The following is a 15,650-nucleotide window of genomic DNA, read 5'->3' as shown; positions in this document are numbered from 1 at the left end:
TTTGCTCAGCGAAATTGATTGGAATGAATTTATTTTGGCGGGATAAGTCTGGCTTATAGTTGGCCATAACAGATTACCGTGAGTGAATAATAGCTATTAGATCACAGTAACCAACTCGATTCAAGGTTAAGAAATAGTCAATCCAAAACCAAGAATCCAGTACCTGAAAAGAGTAATTCTACAGCCTCAACGCCCAATTAAGGGGTGAACAACGCCTCCACCCAACCCAAAACATTGTGCCATAAACACTAAATTTGAAGTAGAAGCAAAAATGCCGAGCGTTGTGAATCCCTCTTAAATTGCTTGTTATGTGTGTACTTCTTTATAGGCAAAGGAACTAGCAAATACTTGGATATCGTCTCCTGATTGCATCTCTATAATGTACGCTCCTTTCTCTGACACTCTTACTTCGTTAACTGAAACCGATGGTCCCCACGGCTCAGCTTGGGTTATATTCACGGCTGATACCGCTGAGAAACTAATTTCGAACTGCACGCTCTCTTTCGAGCATAGTAATCCAGTTATTCGAACTGACTTTTGCTCCCACAAATACTCGATGGATTGAACGACCGAATCATGCAAACGTAAGTCTGGAAATCTCATATAATCCTCAAAACACCTAACGCCCAACTAACCGGTAAGGTTTGCTGGAACGTTGTTTTGCGTATTTTTGCAAAACGCGTGACCGTAAACCGAATCCGCGTTGAGTTGCTTGTTAGCTTTACTTTTATAAACTCACAGTCGAAGGGTCGAGTTTAATAGCTTCGTCGAAGCTGAAACTCATCGGTAACATTTTATCTCTTACCACTTCATGATTTGTAAGATCTTCTTGTCCGAATTTAATGTTGCCATATTTCCTGTTATCTTCGAATGGTAAAGGGAAGCGATACAACTTCACTGTTTGAGTTCCATTAGTAATATCCACATCGGACGGTACCACTATTTGATAAGCAATATTCCCAAAACAAATAACTAAGTGGCAATATGGGGCAACAACTGACTCAGCCTTTCTTCTGAGTACTATAATCGTAACAGCTTTATTTGGTTTGGGGCCTGGAATAAATGCATTAAGAAGAATTTGTGGCTTGCAAATTGTTTTTGAATGATCAGGTTCCAATAACCAAGAGATCGTATTGGTAAATTTAGACAGTTCAACATCATCAATTACTGAAAGTGCAATTTTTACCAAACATTTAAAAACGGCACTCGGTCTATGTGGTTCGAGATGAAAATTTGTTTCGATTGATTTATTTTCAATATCAAGATTCGCAAATTTACTATCTTCTCTATCTATAATTTTAGCTCCTTCGGACGATGAAAATTCAAACCTAGATTTTTTATCTTTGGTTTTATAACTAGGCACTTTCTTTTTGCCTTTTATTTGAGCTGCCAACCGAAAAGGCTTTGTATATTTATCAAGATCATTTTCAAGGTTTTCGGATACGAATGTATTACAAGTGTCACACTCATTTTTAAGAATTAATTGCTTATTTCCGAGAAACTCTGGAACAGCATGGGCTACATTACTGAACGTTACATTCGGCTCCGTTTCTCCACAAAAACGACATTTTTTATCATCATTCCCAATATACAGTTTTCCACCCTTATCAAGGTGATATGTTGCTATAGGATCATAGTTTGTTTCAAAAAAATCTAATCGTTCATTGATTGAGAGTGACATAGATTACTCCTTGTAAAGCTAACAATTTAATATCGACCCAATGGGTCGTTTATCTACCGAGTCATGGGTCATTATTCTCATTGTACCAGTTTTATCACAATAACTAACTTGTTGCTACAGATATATTTTTCATCATTATGAAAAGGATGAAAACGACCCAGTGGGTCGTTTTCTTGACTATAGGAGAAACATGCCAATACTGTATATAAATACAGTTTTTTAGAGCTAATTCAATGAGAACTCGTTCACCATTTCTAAACCACATCGCAGAGTTTATGCTGACTAAGCAATATTCGCTCAGAACAGTTGATACATATCTTAAGTGGATTTCTTCCTATATTCATTTTCATGATAAGCGTCACCCAGCTTCAATGGGCGATAACGAGGTTGTCGAATATCTCGACTACCTTGTGCTTAAACGTAATGTGTCGCCTAAAACACAAGCGACAGCGTTAAATGCATTATCTTTTCTGTATAAGCAAATAATTAAACAGGATTTGTGCCCCAATCTAACGTTTATCAGAAGCAAGCGCCAATCTAAGTTGCCAATTGTTATGACCCCCGAGGAGGTTAAACGTCTCATGTCGTTTTTAAGTAAACGATATTATTTAATTTCAGGCTTAATGTATGGTAGCGGCTTACGTGTAATGGAAGCTGTTCAACTACGAGTTCAGGACATTGACTTTGACTACAAGTGCATTCGGATCTGGAATGGAAAAGGGAATAAACATCGGGTGGTTACTCTCGCCACAGAACTTATACCTTTGCTAAGAAATCAAATTGCTCAGGCTGATGAATACTTAAAATTAGATTCCCAGAATGAACGATATGCAGGTGTTTGGATGCCAAACGCACTAGCAAGAAAATATCCTAGCGCCAATAAGTCAATTGCTTGGCAGTATCTATTTCCCTCATATAAGTTAAGTGCAGATCCTGAAACTGGGGAGATCCGCCGACATCATTTTCATCAAACAGGAGTACGAAAAGCGGTTAAAGAGGCAGCCAAAAAAGCACAAATAACAAAACCTATAACGCCCCACACTTTTCGCCACTCTTTTGCTACACACCTGTTACAAAGTGGGGCAGATATTAGAACAGTACAAGCTCAGTTAGGCCATTCAGACGTTAAAACCACTCAGATTTATACCCATGTTTTACAGCAAGGCGCAAACGGTGTTGTAAGCCCTTTGAGCAAAATTTTCTAGCTCATTTTGGGGCATAAATGAGTTAGTGGAACGTGCGCTTTGTGGAACAAAAGTAACGTTGACGACCGTCTTTTTTCCCACAAAGCGCATGTCAGGTAAAGTCTAGCCCCGTTCTTTTTAAACGGTGAGATTCGGGTATGGGCTACTACACTTTATACCTGGTAAAAAGTACAAATCTCAGCAAACAATAATGATCACGGCAATCAAGTCGCGCCAGTTACTGGCATATCCGAATCAAAGCCAACACTGGTAAATAGGCTATCTAATTCAAGCTCAAAATCTTTGCGATTTACATCCAACGCTTTTAATGTTGTTCCACCAAGTAACGCCTCTTGGCCCTTCTCTAGGCGTGCATGTAAACTTGCAATTACTGCACGAATGCGATCTCTATCTTGCTGCGCCAATGCTTTTTGACTTTCAGTTTCATGGTCAAGCTTTGCTAACATTTCCAGCCGCTCAGAGAGCTCCTTGTACGCTAAAAAATCTAACTCTAAATTTTTAAACAGTAATTGCTGCGCTTGATCTTTACTGCTGATATCAACCTTTACAGGCCTTGTCATCATATCAGCCAACAACGCTCGGAGCTTTTCGTAAGCAGCCTCATCATGAGAGGCGATGCTTGTAAGGTCGAATAGTACTTCATGATCCGCAAATTGGAACTGCAGTAACGCTTTACTTTTGTCATGTTGCGACGTTTCGCTAGACAAGCCACTGCTCATGGCATTCATAAAGTTTTGTTTAAAGGTGTGAGCACGCCCCCCACCAGCAAGGTGATTGTCATTTGCTGTAAGCTGATTATGAGCACTCGGGATCACTAATTTCTCTCGCTCTACAGGTGAAAAGTTCAGTGAAGTAGGCTCAATCAGCGATACTTGATGTCCAGTTAAAAGCGTTGGCATTGGGCAAGTCTAAAAAACAATCTCGGTGCTAGACCTTTGCAAGCATTATTCCAAATAAATATTTTCAACAATCAGCCGATGAATTCATATCAATATCCACTGAACACGGAAATATTTCATTTTCTTAAATAACTCGTACAGCTTCATGGGCAATTCATTGCCGCTTAGGTACGTTAGGTTGCCCTATTTGAAGGCTAAATGGCAACAAGTCTACTGCTGAACAAATTGCAAAGCCCGTACTTAAAAAAGAAACGCCGCAATAGCAACAAAAGCGGAATTTGGTATAAACCTTGCTGTATAAATATCAACCACCCAATGGATGTGCTTAATCATGAAATTAACGAAGGAAGAATTACAATTCATTAACCGAACCCTAGCCGGTAATCGCGTTGCAGGCTCGCTATTGCCGGAAGCTAGGGATCAAAAACAGCAAACGCACAGTGAGATTAAAAAGTTACTTGCGAGTATTTCAAATAGTTCTCAGTTTAGTCTCGTTGCCAAAAATGCCAACGAGCAGGTCGAGTTTCCACTTAGCGACCTATCGGCATTGATGGAGATTTTAGACAACAACTTAGAAGCACCTAATATCGTGGAAGCCGCTAACTCTAGTGCACCGCGAAGCTGGCGTACCTGCCCATCAACGCCGGTCAGATTTAGATTATCCCCTCAAATGATGCCGTTTAACATGGTCTCCATATCCCAATCCGGTGGACTGATTAATACTTTTCCCTACCAAGCAAATGCAATCCAAATTAATGTGATCAGTCGGATCGCTAAATTATATCTCGCTGACCCTATTCCACTGTTTGCAAACGTCCACTCAATAAAAGTGGCAAGCCCATTGGAGCTCGCCGTATCCTTTGCAATGAATAAAACCGATAACGAAAAACTCAAAGCATTTATTCTTCATAACTACATACAGCGCAAAGGGTTAGATTAGTTAGACCAAGCTAGTCACAGGCGCCTTATCGTGTAACGTTCGTAGTAATGTATAAAAGTCTTGGTTTAGGTTTAGCTGTATACCATCAAGCGCAGCAACCGGAACACAGGGTGTCCAAGAGTTGAGCAGTGCAAGCCCCTCTAGCTGAGCTATTTCACTGATTGAAATATCAACACTTCTTTGCTTTATACCGGTTTGATACGCCATTGCTTCTATTGTTTGCATCATAGTACCGTGTAATTTGGCCCCTTTTGGCCATACTAACCCTTCGCCATCCCAGCCAACAAGATTCCAAATACTGCCTTCCAATACTCGATTGTCATGAACGAAAAGTGCGTCGTCAAACCCGGCTTTGTTTGCTTCACGCAAAAAATAAGTTTTTGCGATTTCACCTACATGTTTAATGTCAGCAAGTGGGCGCTGATAATCATAAGATTTAAGGCTCATCGTCCCCGCTGGACCATCATATGCAGCACTTGTTTTAATCATAATATTGAGATCCGCATCTTTTGATTTTTGCGTAAATTCACCATCTGAACTAAATACCGTGATTAAGATTGAGCCATCCTTTGGGGCTTCCTTTACCGCAGCTTGTAGCTGCTCTACCACATCAGTCTCTTTCAACTCCATTGAAAATATTTTTTGTGAAGCTTGCCGTAACCTTGCAATATGAAACTCAAATCCTTTTACTCCATATTCTCGCATTTGCATTGCAGTAAAATGTGCATGCCCTGCAAATGCCAGATTTTCTAACTCCTCTATTTTCGCTACATTACCATTGATAAAAGTAGAAAACTTATCTTTCATTTCACTAGTCCAAATACCTCTGTGTGGTATTATTCTCTCGAAACTAGGGGGTTTTGAAAAACGAATAGTTTTTTCAAACACTACAAATTTAATTTGCAGGGTATTAAATGAAGTACTTAAGTGGTTCTCTCTTACAAATCTTAGATGCAAGCTTGCGGCTTAACAACTTTTCAAAAGTAGCAGAAGAACTTGGACTTACACCTGCAGCCGTGAGCTACCAAGTTAGACAACTTGAAAGTCGACTTGGTTTTTTGTTATTTACACGACAAAGTGGAGGTCTTGAAGTGACCAAAGAAGGGCGACTCATTTGCCAACAAGCTTCTAAGTCGCTTACACAAATGCACTCGGCAATAGCGCAAGCCAAGCAGCTCAACCAAGATAATAAAACATTACGCATTACCGCCAGTACGCGCTTTGCCACTCAACTACTGTTACCTAATTTAGCTCGTTTTAAATCATCAAACCCTGATATCGACATTGAAATCGATATTTCGGATAAAATACGACCATTGGTACAGAGCGACTTTGATATTGCGATACGCTTTTGTGATGGTGTGTTGGAAGGAGCTGTTGAAATAAAAAAATTGATGAGTACCAGCCTTATCGCCGTCTGCAGCAAGGCTTTTTGGCAACAGCATCAAGCCTTGTTGGAAAATCCTAAAACATTTCCTCAATTTTTGTTGTGTTCAGTTAAGTGTCGCGTCGGTTCTTTAGAGTGGCCTAGTTGGTCAACTTGGTACGAAAGCATCACCAACAACGAACTCAGCAGTTTTGAACAAATTTCGTTCGATGAAATGACACAATTGATCCAGTATATACAAGATGAGAATGCAATTGGCCTAGTTGAGCCTAAACTGGCTACTAGAGAAATTTCTAGTGGTCGATTAGTTCAGCTTGATAAGCGCGAACTGGCGATCCCCGCTCCCTATGCATATTATGCGATCATCCCTGATGGGCGCAACGATAGAACGCCTACCAAGAAGTGCTTACAATGGCTACAAGGATTGGTAAATCACTCGCACGGCGAGCAGTAAAAAGGCACAGCCCAGTATTTTATCAATTACAGCACGCTTGGCCGTTAAATCGAATTTATCTCTTGCTGAAGCACTCAAAACTGAGACAATAAAATACCACAACGCATCTATCGTTAGCACGGTGATACACATGATAAAACCTACCGTTAAAGTCATCTTTTCTGGGTCAATAAACTGCGAAAAGAGCGCAACGAAGAAAATAGCTAACTTCGGATTCAAAAATGCAATTGCAAAACCATCCTGCGCTGCTTTGGCATACGACGTTGTCACTTGAGACTGTGATACCGCTAACCCTTGGCTCTTACTCATTAGGATTTTTATCCCCATCCATGCCAAGTAAGCAGCACCACCGTAAACCAAAAATTGGTATACAATCGGAAATTGATGAATAAGCCCTGACAACCCTAAGATTGCTAGGCTGGCATAAATTCCAACTCCCAAACCATGCGCAAGGCTTGCGACAATACCGTGTTTGGCACTATGAAATAGGCTATAACGCAAGACAACCGCTAAACTTGGGCCTGGCGACATCGCACCAAAAGCACAAATAGCAGCAAGACTTAACCAGGCTGTAAGCTCCATAATTTTTCCGTAGAGAATTGCAAAACGAGTAGGATAACAGATTTGAAAAAATAGATGACACTTTGTAAGTAAAAAGGAGCTACCAGCCCCTTTCTACGTGTTTTTTATACAGACTGCGTTTGTAATTCACATTCTGTTTTATGCTGACCAATAAACCAAATGCTATTGGCTTCGCCATTGTAAGCCCTATACTTTGTCTTATCTGCCATTCGCCAAAAAATAACACCTAAGATCATGGCGGTTAACTCCAAACCAATAGAAGACCAAGCTGTCGCTGGCCAAATGCCAAGACTTGGGATTGCAAACGCAATGATTGAAGTCAGTGGCAACGAGAAGCACAAAATGGCAATCGCCCTTTGTGACCAAATTGCAGTTTTACTCATGCCGATAACGAATGCCGCAATCAAGGTAAATCCAAAACACAGATAATAGACCCACATATACACAACATTGATGTTCATTGTGGTCAACGCTGTCCATTTTGTTAGGGCAAACGCCGCGGCTACACCCAATAATGAGCCCATTGCCACGCCAATAGTTAATTTCCCCATCACTCGGCTTGATTTTGATTGCTCTGGTTGTTTTTGCTTACGGCGCTTCTCAAGCCACAATAAGTTACCCGTATAAAACAACACAGCGCCTAAAATACCCATAATAAAATAAGCCCAACGACCAAACTCACCGCCGTAACTCCCAAAGTGAAGACCGAATAATGTAGTCACTACCGCACCCCAGATACCTTGATCGCCATTCATGACACTGCTTGTAGAAATCTCAAACGTATAAGGATTCATAAACAAGAAGTCAGTTTTAGGTCCGCGCATTAAGTGCTCATCGCTTACGAGTTGTATAGAAGCTGAAGGTCCTTTGCTATTTAAGCGACTGAGGGTAATTTCTTTAATTTGATGTTCAGGTGCATAAGCACGTGCCTTTTCCATGATTTCTTCAATGCTGGGTAAGTTATCAACTTTAAACTCAACCGCTGACGGCGCTTCACGCCCAAATAGTGGTTTATCACCGTAAAGTTTGCCTAGACCATCGTATAAGAAATCATGAAATGCGAATACGATCACTGTAATCGCGATAATAATATGAAACGGTAGGCTGGTGATCCCAATTAAGTTATGCGTGTCTAACCAAAAACGGCTAGCCCCTTTTTTGTCTCTTAATGCAAAGAAGCTCTTCACTAGGGTTGGCAATAAGAAGATCACCCCTGATACCAATGCTACGAAATACAAGATTGCAGCTATTCCAAGTACATAAACTCCAGCTTGGTCGTGACCGATTTCACCTACAATACCTGCGCTGCGGTGAAGGTAATCAACCAATGACGACAGCTCATTGATATAGCTGGTATGGGCTTCAAGCTCACCGGACTCATTCAAGGTGCCATGCCATAGCTGCTTATCTAAGCTTAACCCTCTCGCATTACCTTGCTGGTACCACGTAATGGGAGATTGTCCTTCCTCAAAACTGACTCTAATCCCATTTTGTGACTCTGGATATTGCACAAAAGCACGTCGGAGCAACTCATCGTACTGGGTGGTTTCTACTTGCGACAATTGATGAGATGGGGGAGTCGCCCATTTATCGATACTGCTCGCAAACATCGTAATAGCACCGGCAAAGAATCCGATAAACAGCAGCAATCCTGTGGTGATCCCCGTCCAAGTATGAACGCTCTGGTAAATCCTTAAAATATCAGCGCGGATCTTCATGCCATCCCTCTTACAAAATACAATAATACATACACAACGATATTCGCCCCACCCAACCAAAGTACTGCTTGCTTATAATTTTTAAACATAAATACAAGGCTTAAAATTAACAGCCAAATCGGTGAAACCATCCACATATTGAACTGGGTGCGCCAACTCTGCTTCTCGACACTTATAGTTTGGGTTAGGCCGTCGCTACCAAGCCAAGCGAAAAGGCCAACTAGACCAAAACTCAACGCTAGGCCTAAAATAATGCCTGCCAGCGATTTACCTAGCCAATCGGGTTGAACCTTTTCAGCTTGTGACAACCGGCTCATTGTGACTTCCTAAAAAGTATTAAAATGGTGAAGGGAATAAGCGCAGTAAGCACCATGACACCGATAAGCCAACTAAATACGACCGCTGCACCTGCAAAAATTTGTATTGCAAAAATGAATGTAATTGCCAGAAGAATGTAGCCAGCAGATCTGGCATTGTTTGGCAGAGGTCGCTTTAACAAGCGCTGATGCTTGTTTGTGCAGTAAATTAACGTAATTGCAAGGCTCAGAAGAGCGACAAAAAACACACTTAACAAGGTAAAACTCCGTTTTACAATTAGATTGAGGATTAAGGTGAGGTTAAGATTATAGCGAATGTTTTATTTTCAGCAACACAAAATACAATTGATATGATAATCATTTATATTACACAAAAAAATTATAGTGAATATCCTGATACTTCTGTGTGCAAAGGCATGTTAAGAGCAGCCACACTGAATTGATTTTTGTATAAACATGAAACGCCCATAATATGTTCTTTTGTTGCGCTTTTTCCAATCTATCATTACGCTTAGAGAAGGTAATTTAGGATAAACGCACCGATGCACATTGTTCTCTTATTGCTACTCGCCCTACTTGGTACCAACGCGCTGGCAAAAACGGATAGTCGTGCGGTACATATTTGCTTTGAACGGTGGTGGCCTTATAGCTTTGTTAATGAGCAAAAACAAGTTCGAGGCATAGAGGTTGATATAATTAAATCAGCACTTATTGGCACTCCCTATCGAGTGACATTTCATGAACTTCCTTATCGTCGCTGTTTAGCAGGCGTTGCCGATGGTACATTTGATTTTACCTTACATGTAGATGAGGCCGATGGTTTTCCAATTATTGATGTGTCATTCACCACCTGGCTGCTCTCTCTTGCGGTAAAACAAGGCCGCTTCAGCAACCCTGATGACTTTTATCAACTTGCCGCCCCAAGAGTCATGATCTCAGAGGATTACAGCTACCCGGAAGCGGCAGTACAAGGGCTGAAAAAAATCAACGCCGCCATTGTCAGACGTTCGTTTTATGAGCAAAACCATGACGACGGCAAAAAGTTTTTTAGCGTACTCAACAACAACAGAGTTGATGCCATTTTAGTCGATAAAGTGTGGGCTTTAGAGATGATCCGCCGCCATCAACTTGAAGTCACTTTTCTACCACGTCCCTTTCATGCTGAGCAGCAATTTATGGGGTACAACATCGCTAACCAAGCGATGGCGAAGCGTATCGAGGCGCTCTTAGAAAAAGTTCCGGATAAAACAATTAAAGCTATTGAGATTAAATACTTAGGCGATGATCTTTAACTTCTAATGCAATAATTTCATGTTCAAATAACAAACAAATAACTACACTGTGATTATCTAGTCCTACACTTATAATATCCGCTTATCCATTTGCTTGGCACTCGAAGGAGCTCATATGAAATCCTTATTTTCTTGGCTCACCGCATTCTTATCTTTGATTGTTCTTGGCGCTTGTGGTTATTTGTTTTGGCTAACAAGTGAGCAAGAAGAAATATACAGCGTAGAAAGAATAGCAAGCAGCGAAAGTAACCCTATTCTTGAGTTTTATCCGCATATTTCAAAAGTTACAAGACCCGTCGATACCTTCGTATTTCCGATTGCAATAGGAGGTATTGGTCCTGACACTAACCTATACTCTGGCCCTAACCAATATCCTTTTTACTGTATGACCCTGGACTCAGGCCTTGGTCAGCCAGAGATAGACAACCACTCGGGACTCGGCGTGCCGGTGATGGATGAGCAATCAAACCAAGTACTTGGTTTTAGTAAAGATTGCATGGCAAAAACGCGGTTACGCTACTTTGCGATAACCTCTAACAATCAAATCAAGCCGCTAGACGAAAGAAATAAAGCGATAGACACAAACTTACTGTTACGCGTAGAGCAAGGCACCATAAATCGCTTCATTTACACCATAGTAATGCCAATCACAGTTGACGAAATGGGTGATAGACAGGCAAAGTCTCAATGGAATAACCGACTTATCTACCAATTTAATGGTGGTTCTGGGATTGGCTTTAGACAAGGCAGGCAAAAACCGGAGCGTGTGATAGATAGACAGCTTGAGCAGTTAAAGCTTGGCTACGCAGTCATAAGCTCTAGTGGCAATAAAACCAGCTACACCTACAACATGTTACTAGCCGAAGACACCGCAAGGCGGGTGAAAAAGCAATTCACTAGTTTGTACGGAGAGCCGCTCTATACGGTCGGAATTGGCGGCTCCGGCGGTGGACTCGCACAATATTTGATTGCACAAAATAGCCAAGGGATCTTAGATGGCCTTATTCCACTTTATAGTTACCCTGATATGATCACCCAAACCACTTACGCGTTAGATTGTGATTTACTAAATAACTACTTTACTTTTAGAGCTAATGACAGAAAAGCATGGCGTGATTGGACCCGCCGCCGTCATATTGAAGGCATGAATGCAATTAACGACTTTCCGCAAAGAGCTGGTTTTTTGCAACCACTCAACCAATTAATGTCAGGATTTGTGCCCTCCTTTCCTGATGGCAATAGTGAATGTATTAATGGCTACTTTGGATTATCTACTTTTATTAATAACCCGAGGCAAGGGTTTTTAAGAGCCTTTTTTGAGGATGAGGTAGTAGAGAGAACAAACTGGAGTTACTGGCAGGACATGGCCAACGTATTTGGCACAGACCAATCAGGCTTAGGGTTAAGCACTTGGGATAACGAAGGCGTTCAATACGGGCTCGAAGCATTAAAGGCTCAGCAGATCACAATGGCTGAATTTATTGATCTCAACAAAAAAATAGGCGGATGGAAGCCCCAAAACCAAATGCAACAAGAAGAAATTGTATTACCGTTTGGCCACAAAGTACCTATTTGGCTCACTCTTTGGGGCAATCATAATATCACCACGCCAGATGATAATGGTGTCGCACCGAGGCACAGCGGTAACCTTGCGGCGATGGAAAAAGCATATCGCTCTGGACAGGTATTTATTGGCAAAGTTGATATTCCTATCATTGACGCCAGACATTATCTTGAGAATGAGCTAGATATGCATCATATGTCTGCTTCATTTTATACTCGATTGAGAATGTCCGCCGCAGATTCAAACCCAGAGAATCAAGTGATTTGGGTCGCACATCAAGCGTTTAATCCAACTCAACTAGCATTTGAAAAAATGGATGAATGGTTACTCAACCTCAAAGCACAGCCAAATTTATCCGTTACAGACGCAAAACCGAAGACACTTGCTGATACGTGTTTCGACGAACAAGGTAAAGTCATCGCCAGCGGCAAAGCAGTGTTTAATGGTATCTGGAATAACCAGCCGCAAGGGACCTGTACCGCTAGATATCCGATGTTTTCTACCAGCAGAATTCAAGCCGGTGCAAACTGGGCTGGTGATATCTTTAAGTGTCATAAAATATCGATTGAAGAGGCGCTTGCCAAAGGGGTTTACGGGGATGTAGATATCTCAACACAACTCACCACACTTAAACAAATTTATCCACAAGGCGTATGCGATTATAGTCAGTCCGATATGGGTAGACCGCAAGATCTTGATTGACCATGAAAATGTCGCAGCTCAGACTTAGACCTCGCAGGAGAAAAACGGATTAGAATTAAGTGATGCAAGCATTATTTTCGTACGGCACATTGCAACAGGAGTAAGTGCAACTAGATACGTTCGGCAGAAGATTAGAAGGCGAAAAAGCGGTACTTTGTGGATTTAAAGTTGGCCAAGTAAAAATAACGGATCCTGCTGTTATTATCAGTAGCCAAAAAGATATTCACCCCATTCTAATCGCGACAGGTAATGTAGAGGATGAAGTCGAGGGCACTGTATTTTTAATCACTGAAGCTGAATTAGCTCATGCAGATGAGTACGAAGTGGATGACTATCAACGTATTTCAGCAACTGTTGTTTCTGGACAACAATGCTGGATTTATTTATGTAGCAAACCAAAAAACAATTCTCGTAGAAAGTCTATAAAATGATAGAGCTTTCCTAGCTCTATCATTAGCTACTACATATATAAACTACTCACACGCCTTACCGCAGTTACTTATTGTGACTTGTTTCTGGCCCATATAGCTCGCAACGCCATATACTCGATTAAACGCAATCGCGCCGATAAACTGCCCATCATATAAAATACCTGGAGTCCAATCACTGCTATGCCAGCGACCGCTTGTTAACGCGTATTTATTTATACGATTCGCACCGTTGGCAGCAACACTGAAGTTACCTCCCCAAGAAGAATTTATAGTCGGAGTACTCTGGTACACTCCAATTTGAGCAAAATGTTTGCCATAGCCATTTGCATCACGCTTTAAATCAATATAAATATTCATACCTGTAACCAAGTTAGCGATAGTCTCTTCAATATCGATATTTAACGCTCGTTCAGCACTGCTGATATTTGCAGATACGCGCCTATCCGCTAAAACTTTCTGCATTCCAAACAATGCCCCTGGCTGCTCTAGCTCACTGAACTTTCTTAAATTACTTTTGATCAAATCATCAACTTTCGCTTTTGCGTAATCACTTGCAAAGTAATCAACAAATATACTTACGCCTGGTATGGAAAATAATCCCGTTGAGCAACTTGCATCAACCTTTCGATTGTAGTTAATCGCAAGGTCTTCCAAAGCCCCTGTATAGTAATTATATGTTGCGGTAGGAGCTAAGTTATTTAAACGTGCCGTCACAGTTACGCTGGGGCAAAGGATATCAATGCCGGAAAATTTGACCTTGGCATATAAGTTTATATTCTTGAGCGTCAACTTTACTTTGTAGTTAGTTGTTCCCGAAAAGGTTACTGACACTCGCTTGGCATCAACGTCTATCGCATAAATACTTTTCACTTTACTCATGCCTGCAATATCACGACGCATACCCGATTCAGTTTCTAGCTCAAAGCTCCTCAGATCAGAAAACAAATTGTCGGCTACTGAGCCAATATTTATTGAGCGAGCAGACTCCACCGGTGAGGGCAGGCCGCTTGGTTTTGATAACTTAAGTGTTGTCTCTCCGGCATTAACACTTAGTGTGGTAATACCAATCAAAATCAAACCAACAAGTTTACAGGTGTCTTTCACGTTCACTTTCCTTATTATGAGTTGAATGAACCCATAATATGTACAAATAATGTAACAGAGAAATGATGTGTTTATGTCGTTACTATTAACGCAACTGAGCTGTTTTACATCCCGATACTGAATTAAGCCAACTCATTTGATTTAAGTCGTATCATTTGCAGCCTCATCCTTTTTACGTACACAATTGCGACATAGTATATCGGCGTTTACTAGAGACATGGACGTCTCCTTTACATAATTTCTTTTAGATATCCACTTACGTAGTGCTTCATGCATTTAAAAAGCAAATTGTTATAAATTGTTAAACCCTATTCTAGAAACATTAAAATAGCGCTACACTCTTTTTGCACATATTGAAGAAAAGGAAATATTCGTGAAACGAGCCAGCGTTTTATCGAGCTGCATTGCTTTAGCATCACTAATTGGTTGTTCAACTGAATCAACACAATCAGATGTAGTAAAAACAGAAGGGATTTGGGCGGATATTCGTGTTACTTCAAATGGTGAAGGCTCCCGAGTTGTTACTGAGTTCAATTTAAATAGTAGTTCTGGTGCGAACGTCATCCTTTCTGATGGTGATAGTGTTAGAGCAACACTCGGTAATGAAAGGAAGATATTGGTAAAAGATCACGACCTATTCGATGTCGATTATCAAGGTTACTTTACAGCAACTGCAAAAAATTCTGAGCTAACACTTGAGTTCATTCGTGATAAAGAGAATGAAAAATTAACCTCTAGAGTGAAACTTCCTGCACCAATAAAACTTTACGCTCCAGTTTCTGAACAATTTAACCGTAATGATGACATTTTGGTCGAGTGGAGAGAGGAAAGCGACATCAATACCAAGCTTTTTCTCGAATTTAAATCGTTTTGTACAAAGACGACTGGCGACTCAAGCCTTATAAGCTTCGAATCTGAAATATTAGAGTCTGGTGGGCAATATAAAATTCTATTGAGTGAATTAACAGGCTTTGATGATGACGCACTGGATAAAACAAAGCCATGCGACACGACTGTAACATTGTTCCGTACCCGAAAAGGCGCTATCGATACCAAATTTAAATCCGGCAGTCGAATAAATGCCATTCAGGAAAAACAATCTGAAAAGTTCCAAATTACTCTTAACTAGTTAATTTCAATAACTTTCCCCCCTCTTCTAAAAGTTATTTTAAAAAACTAATTAAGAGTAAACATAGCCCAAAGCTCTCGCAAGAGAGCTTTTTCTTTAATGTTTATCCCATCCCTCATATGTACTTTCCAATTGTACTTTCCGATTAAAAGCAGATGAAGATTTCCAATAAGTTATTGAAGAAGCTTGCCTCGCATCAAAATGTCTCCATCATAAAACACACTGGCACCGGGTGGCGTCCAATA

Annotated in this window: 15 protein-coding genes; 7 read left to right on the top strand and 8 right to left on the bottom strand. The window is 40.8% G+C overall.

Going from position 1 to position 15,650, the window contains the following annotated elements; all coding sequences use genetic code 11:
• Window positions 1-306: 306 nt before the first annotated feature.
• Both EXT48_RS19110 and EXT48_RS19105 read right to left on the bottom strand, forming a co-directional pair.
• The gene (locus EXT48_RS19110; protein WP_130165413.1) at window positions 307-603 is read right to left on the bottom strand and encodes a hypothetical protein; all 297 of its coding nucleotides are present in this window, start codon (window positions 601-603) and stop codon (window positions 307-309) included.
• 124 nt (window positions 604-727) lie between these two features.
• Window positions 728-1,681 carry an HNH endonuclease gene (locus tag EXT48_RS19105; protein ID WP_130165412.1) on the bottom strand — a complete coding sequence of 318 codons (954 nt, stop codon included), beginning with the start codon at window positions 1,679-1,681 and terminating at the stop codon, window positions 728-730.
• A gap of 233 nt (window positions 1,682-1,914) precedes the next feature.
• On the opposite strand from EXT48_RS19105, the gene EXT48_RS19100 reads away from it, so the two are divergent.
• Window positions 1,915-2,886: an integron integrase gene (locus EXT48_RS19100; protein WP_130165411.1), complete on the top strand. Its 972-nt coding sequence runs from the start codon at window positions 1,915-1,917 to the stop codon at window positions 2,884-2,886.
• A gap of 203 nt (window positions 2,887-3,089) precedes the next feature.
• Here EXT48_RS19100 and EXT48_RS19095 read toward each other — a convergent pair whose 3' ends face one another.
• Complete coding sequence (locus tag EXT48_RS19095; RefSeq protein ID WP_130165410.1) at window positions 3,090-3,785, bottom strand: hypothetical protein; 696 nt, start codon at window positions 3,783-3,785, stop codon at window positions 3,090-3,092.
• A 331-nt stretch (window positions 3,786-4,116) separates the two neighbouring features.
• Here EXT48_RS19095 and EXT48_RS19090 point away from each other — a divergent pair, with 331 nt between their 5' ends.
• Window positions 4,117-4,725, top strand: a complete 609-nt coding sequence (locus EXT48_RS19090) for a hypothetical protein (RefSeq protein ID WP_017216656.1) — start codon at window positions 4,117-4,119, stop codon at window positions 4,723-4,725.
• Here the strand turns inward: EXT48_RS19090 and EXT48_RS19085 are convergent, their stop codons facing one another.
• Window positions 4,726-5,532, bottom strand: coding sequence for an aminotransferase class IV (locus EXT48_RS19085; RefSeq protein WP_130165409.1), 807 nt, complete (start codon window positions 5,530-5,532; stop codon window positions 4,726-4,728).
• Between the two features lie 107 nt (window positions 5,533-5,639).
• Between EXT48_RS19085 and EXT48_RS19080 the strand changes: the two genes are divergently transcribed.
• Window positions 5,640-6,566 (top strand): LysR substrate-binding domain-containing protein, encoded by a 927-nt coding sequence (locus EXT48_RS19080; RefSeq protein ID WP_130165408.1) that lies wholly within the window; start codon window positions 5,640-5,642, stop codon window positions 6,564-6,566.
• On the opposite strand, the gene EXT48_RS19075 is transcribed toward EXT48_RS19080, so the two are convergent.
• The 3 genes from EXT48_RS19075 to EXT48_RS19065 all read right to left on the bottom strand — a co-directional run bounded on the left by EXT48_RS19075 (window position 6,528) and on the right by EXT48_RS19065 (window position 9,183).
• A complete protein-coding gene (locus tag EXT48_RS19075) occupies window positions 6,528-7,148 on the bottom strand; it encodes a LysE family translocator (protein ID WP_130165407.1) in 621 nt (206 codons plus the stop codon). The genes EXT48_RS19080 and EXT48_RS19075 overlap by 39 nt on opposite strands.
• Before the next feature lie 104 nt (window positions 7,149-7,252).
• Window positions 7,253-8,866: a PepSY domain-containing protein gene (locus EXT48_RS19070; RefSeq protein WP_130127351.1), complete on the bottom strand. Its 1,614-nt coding sequence runs from the start codon at window positions 8,864-8,866 to the stop codon at window positions 7,253-7,255.
• The gene (locus EXT48_RS19065; RefSeq protein ID WP_130165406.1) at window positions 8,863-9,183 is read right to left on the bottom strand and encodes a hypothetical protein; all 321 of its coding nucleotides are present in this window, start codon (window positions 9,181-9,183) and stop codon (window positions 8,863-8,865) included. The genes EXT48_RS19070 and EXT48_RS19065 overlap by 4 nt, the downstream gene beginning before the upstream one ends.
• A 542-nt stretch (window positions 9,184-9,725) precedes the next feature.
• Here EXT48_RS19065 and EXT48_RS19055 point away from each other — a divergent pair.
• The 3 genes from EXT48_RS19055 to EXT48_RS19045 all read left to right on the top strand — a co-directional run bounded on the left by EXT48_RS19055 (window position 9,726) and on the right by EXT48_RS19045 (window position 13,172).
• A complete protein-coding gene (locus EXT48_RS19055; RefSeq protein WP_130165404.1) occupies window positions 9,726-10,475 on the top strand; it encodes an ABC transporter substrate-binding protein in 750 nt (249 codons plus the stop codon).
• Window positions 10,476-10,590: 115 nt separating this feature from the next.
• Window positions 10,591-12,741 carry a DUF6351 family protein gene (locus EXT48_RS19050; protein ID WP_130165403.1) on the top strand — a complete coding sequence of 717 codons (2,151 nt, stop codon included), beginning with the start codon at window positions 10,591-10,593 and terminating at the stop codon, window positions 12,739-12,741.
• Between the two features lie 104 nt (window positions 12,742-12,845).
• Window positions 12,846-13,172: a gamma-glutamylcyclotransferase family protein gene (locus tag EXT48_RS19045; protein ID WP_240703408.1), complete on the top strand. Its 327-nt coding sequence runs from the start codon at window positions 12,846-12,848 to the stop codon at window positions 13,170-13,172.
• 42 nt (window positions 13,173-13,214) lie between these two features.
• Here EXT48_RS19045 and EXT48_RS19040 read toward each other — a convergent pair whose 3' ends face one another.
• Complete coding sequence (locus tag EXT48_RS19040; protein ID WP_130165402.1) at window positions 13,215-14,276, bottom strand: hypothetical protein; 1,062 nt, start codon at window positions 14,274-14,276, stop codon at window positions 13,215-13,217.
• 373 nt (window positions 14,277-14,649) lie between these two features.
• On the opposite strand from EXT48_RS19040, the gene EXT48_RS19035 reads away from it, so the two are divergent.
• Window positions 14,650-15,405 carry a hypothetical protein gene (locus EXT48_RS19035; protein WP_130165401.1) on the top strand — a complete coding sequence of 252 codons (756 nt, stop codon included), beginning with the start codon at window positions 14,650-14,652 and terminating at the stop codon, window positions 15,403-15,405.
• The last annotated feature ends 245 nt before the right edge of the window (window positions 15,406-15,650 follow it).

The sequence above is a fragment of the Pseudoalteromonas sp. CO348 genome, assembly GCF_004208845.1.
In the GTDB taxonomy this organism is placed as follows: Bacteria; Pseudomonadota; Gammaproteobacteria; order Enterobacterales; family Alteromonadaceae; genus Pseudoalteromonas; species Pseudoalteromonas maricaloris.
Note: the sequence above shows the minus strand (reverse complement) of the source record. Positions and strands in the feature narration are given on the sequence as shown.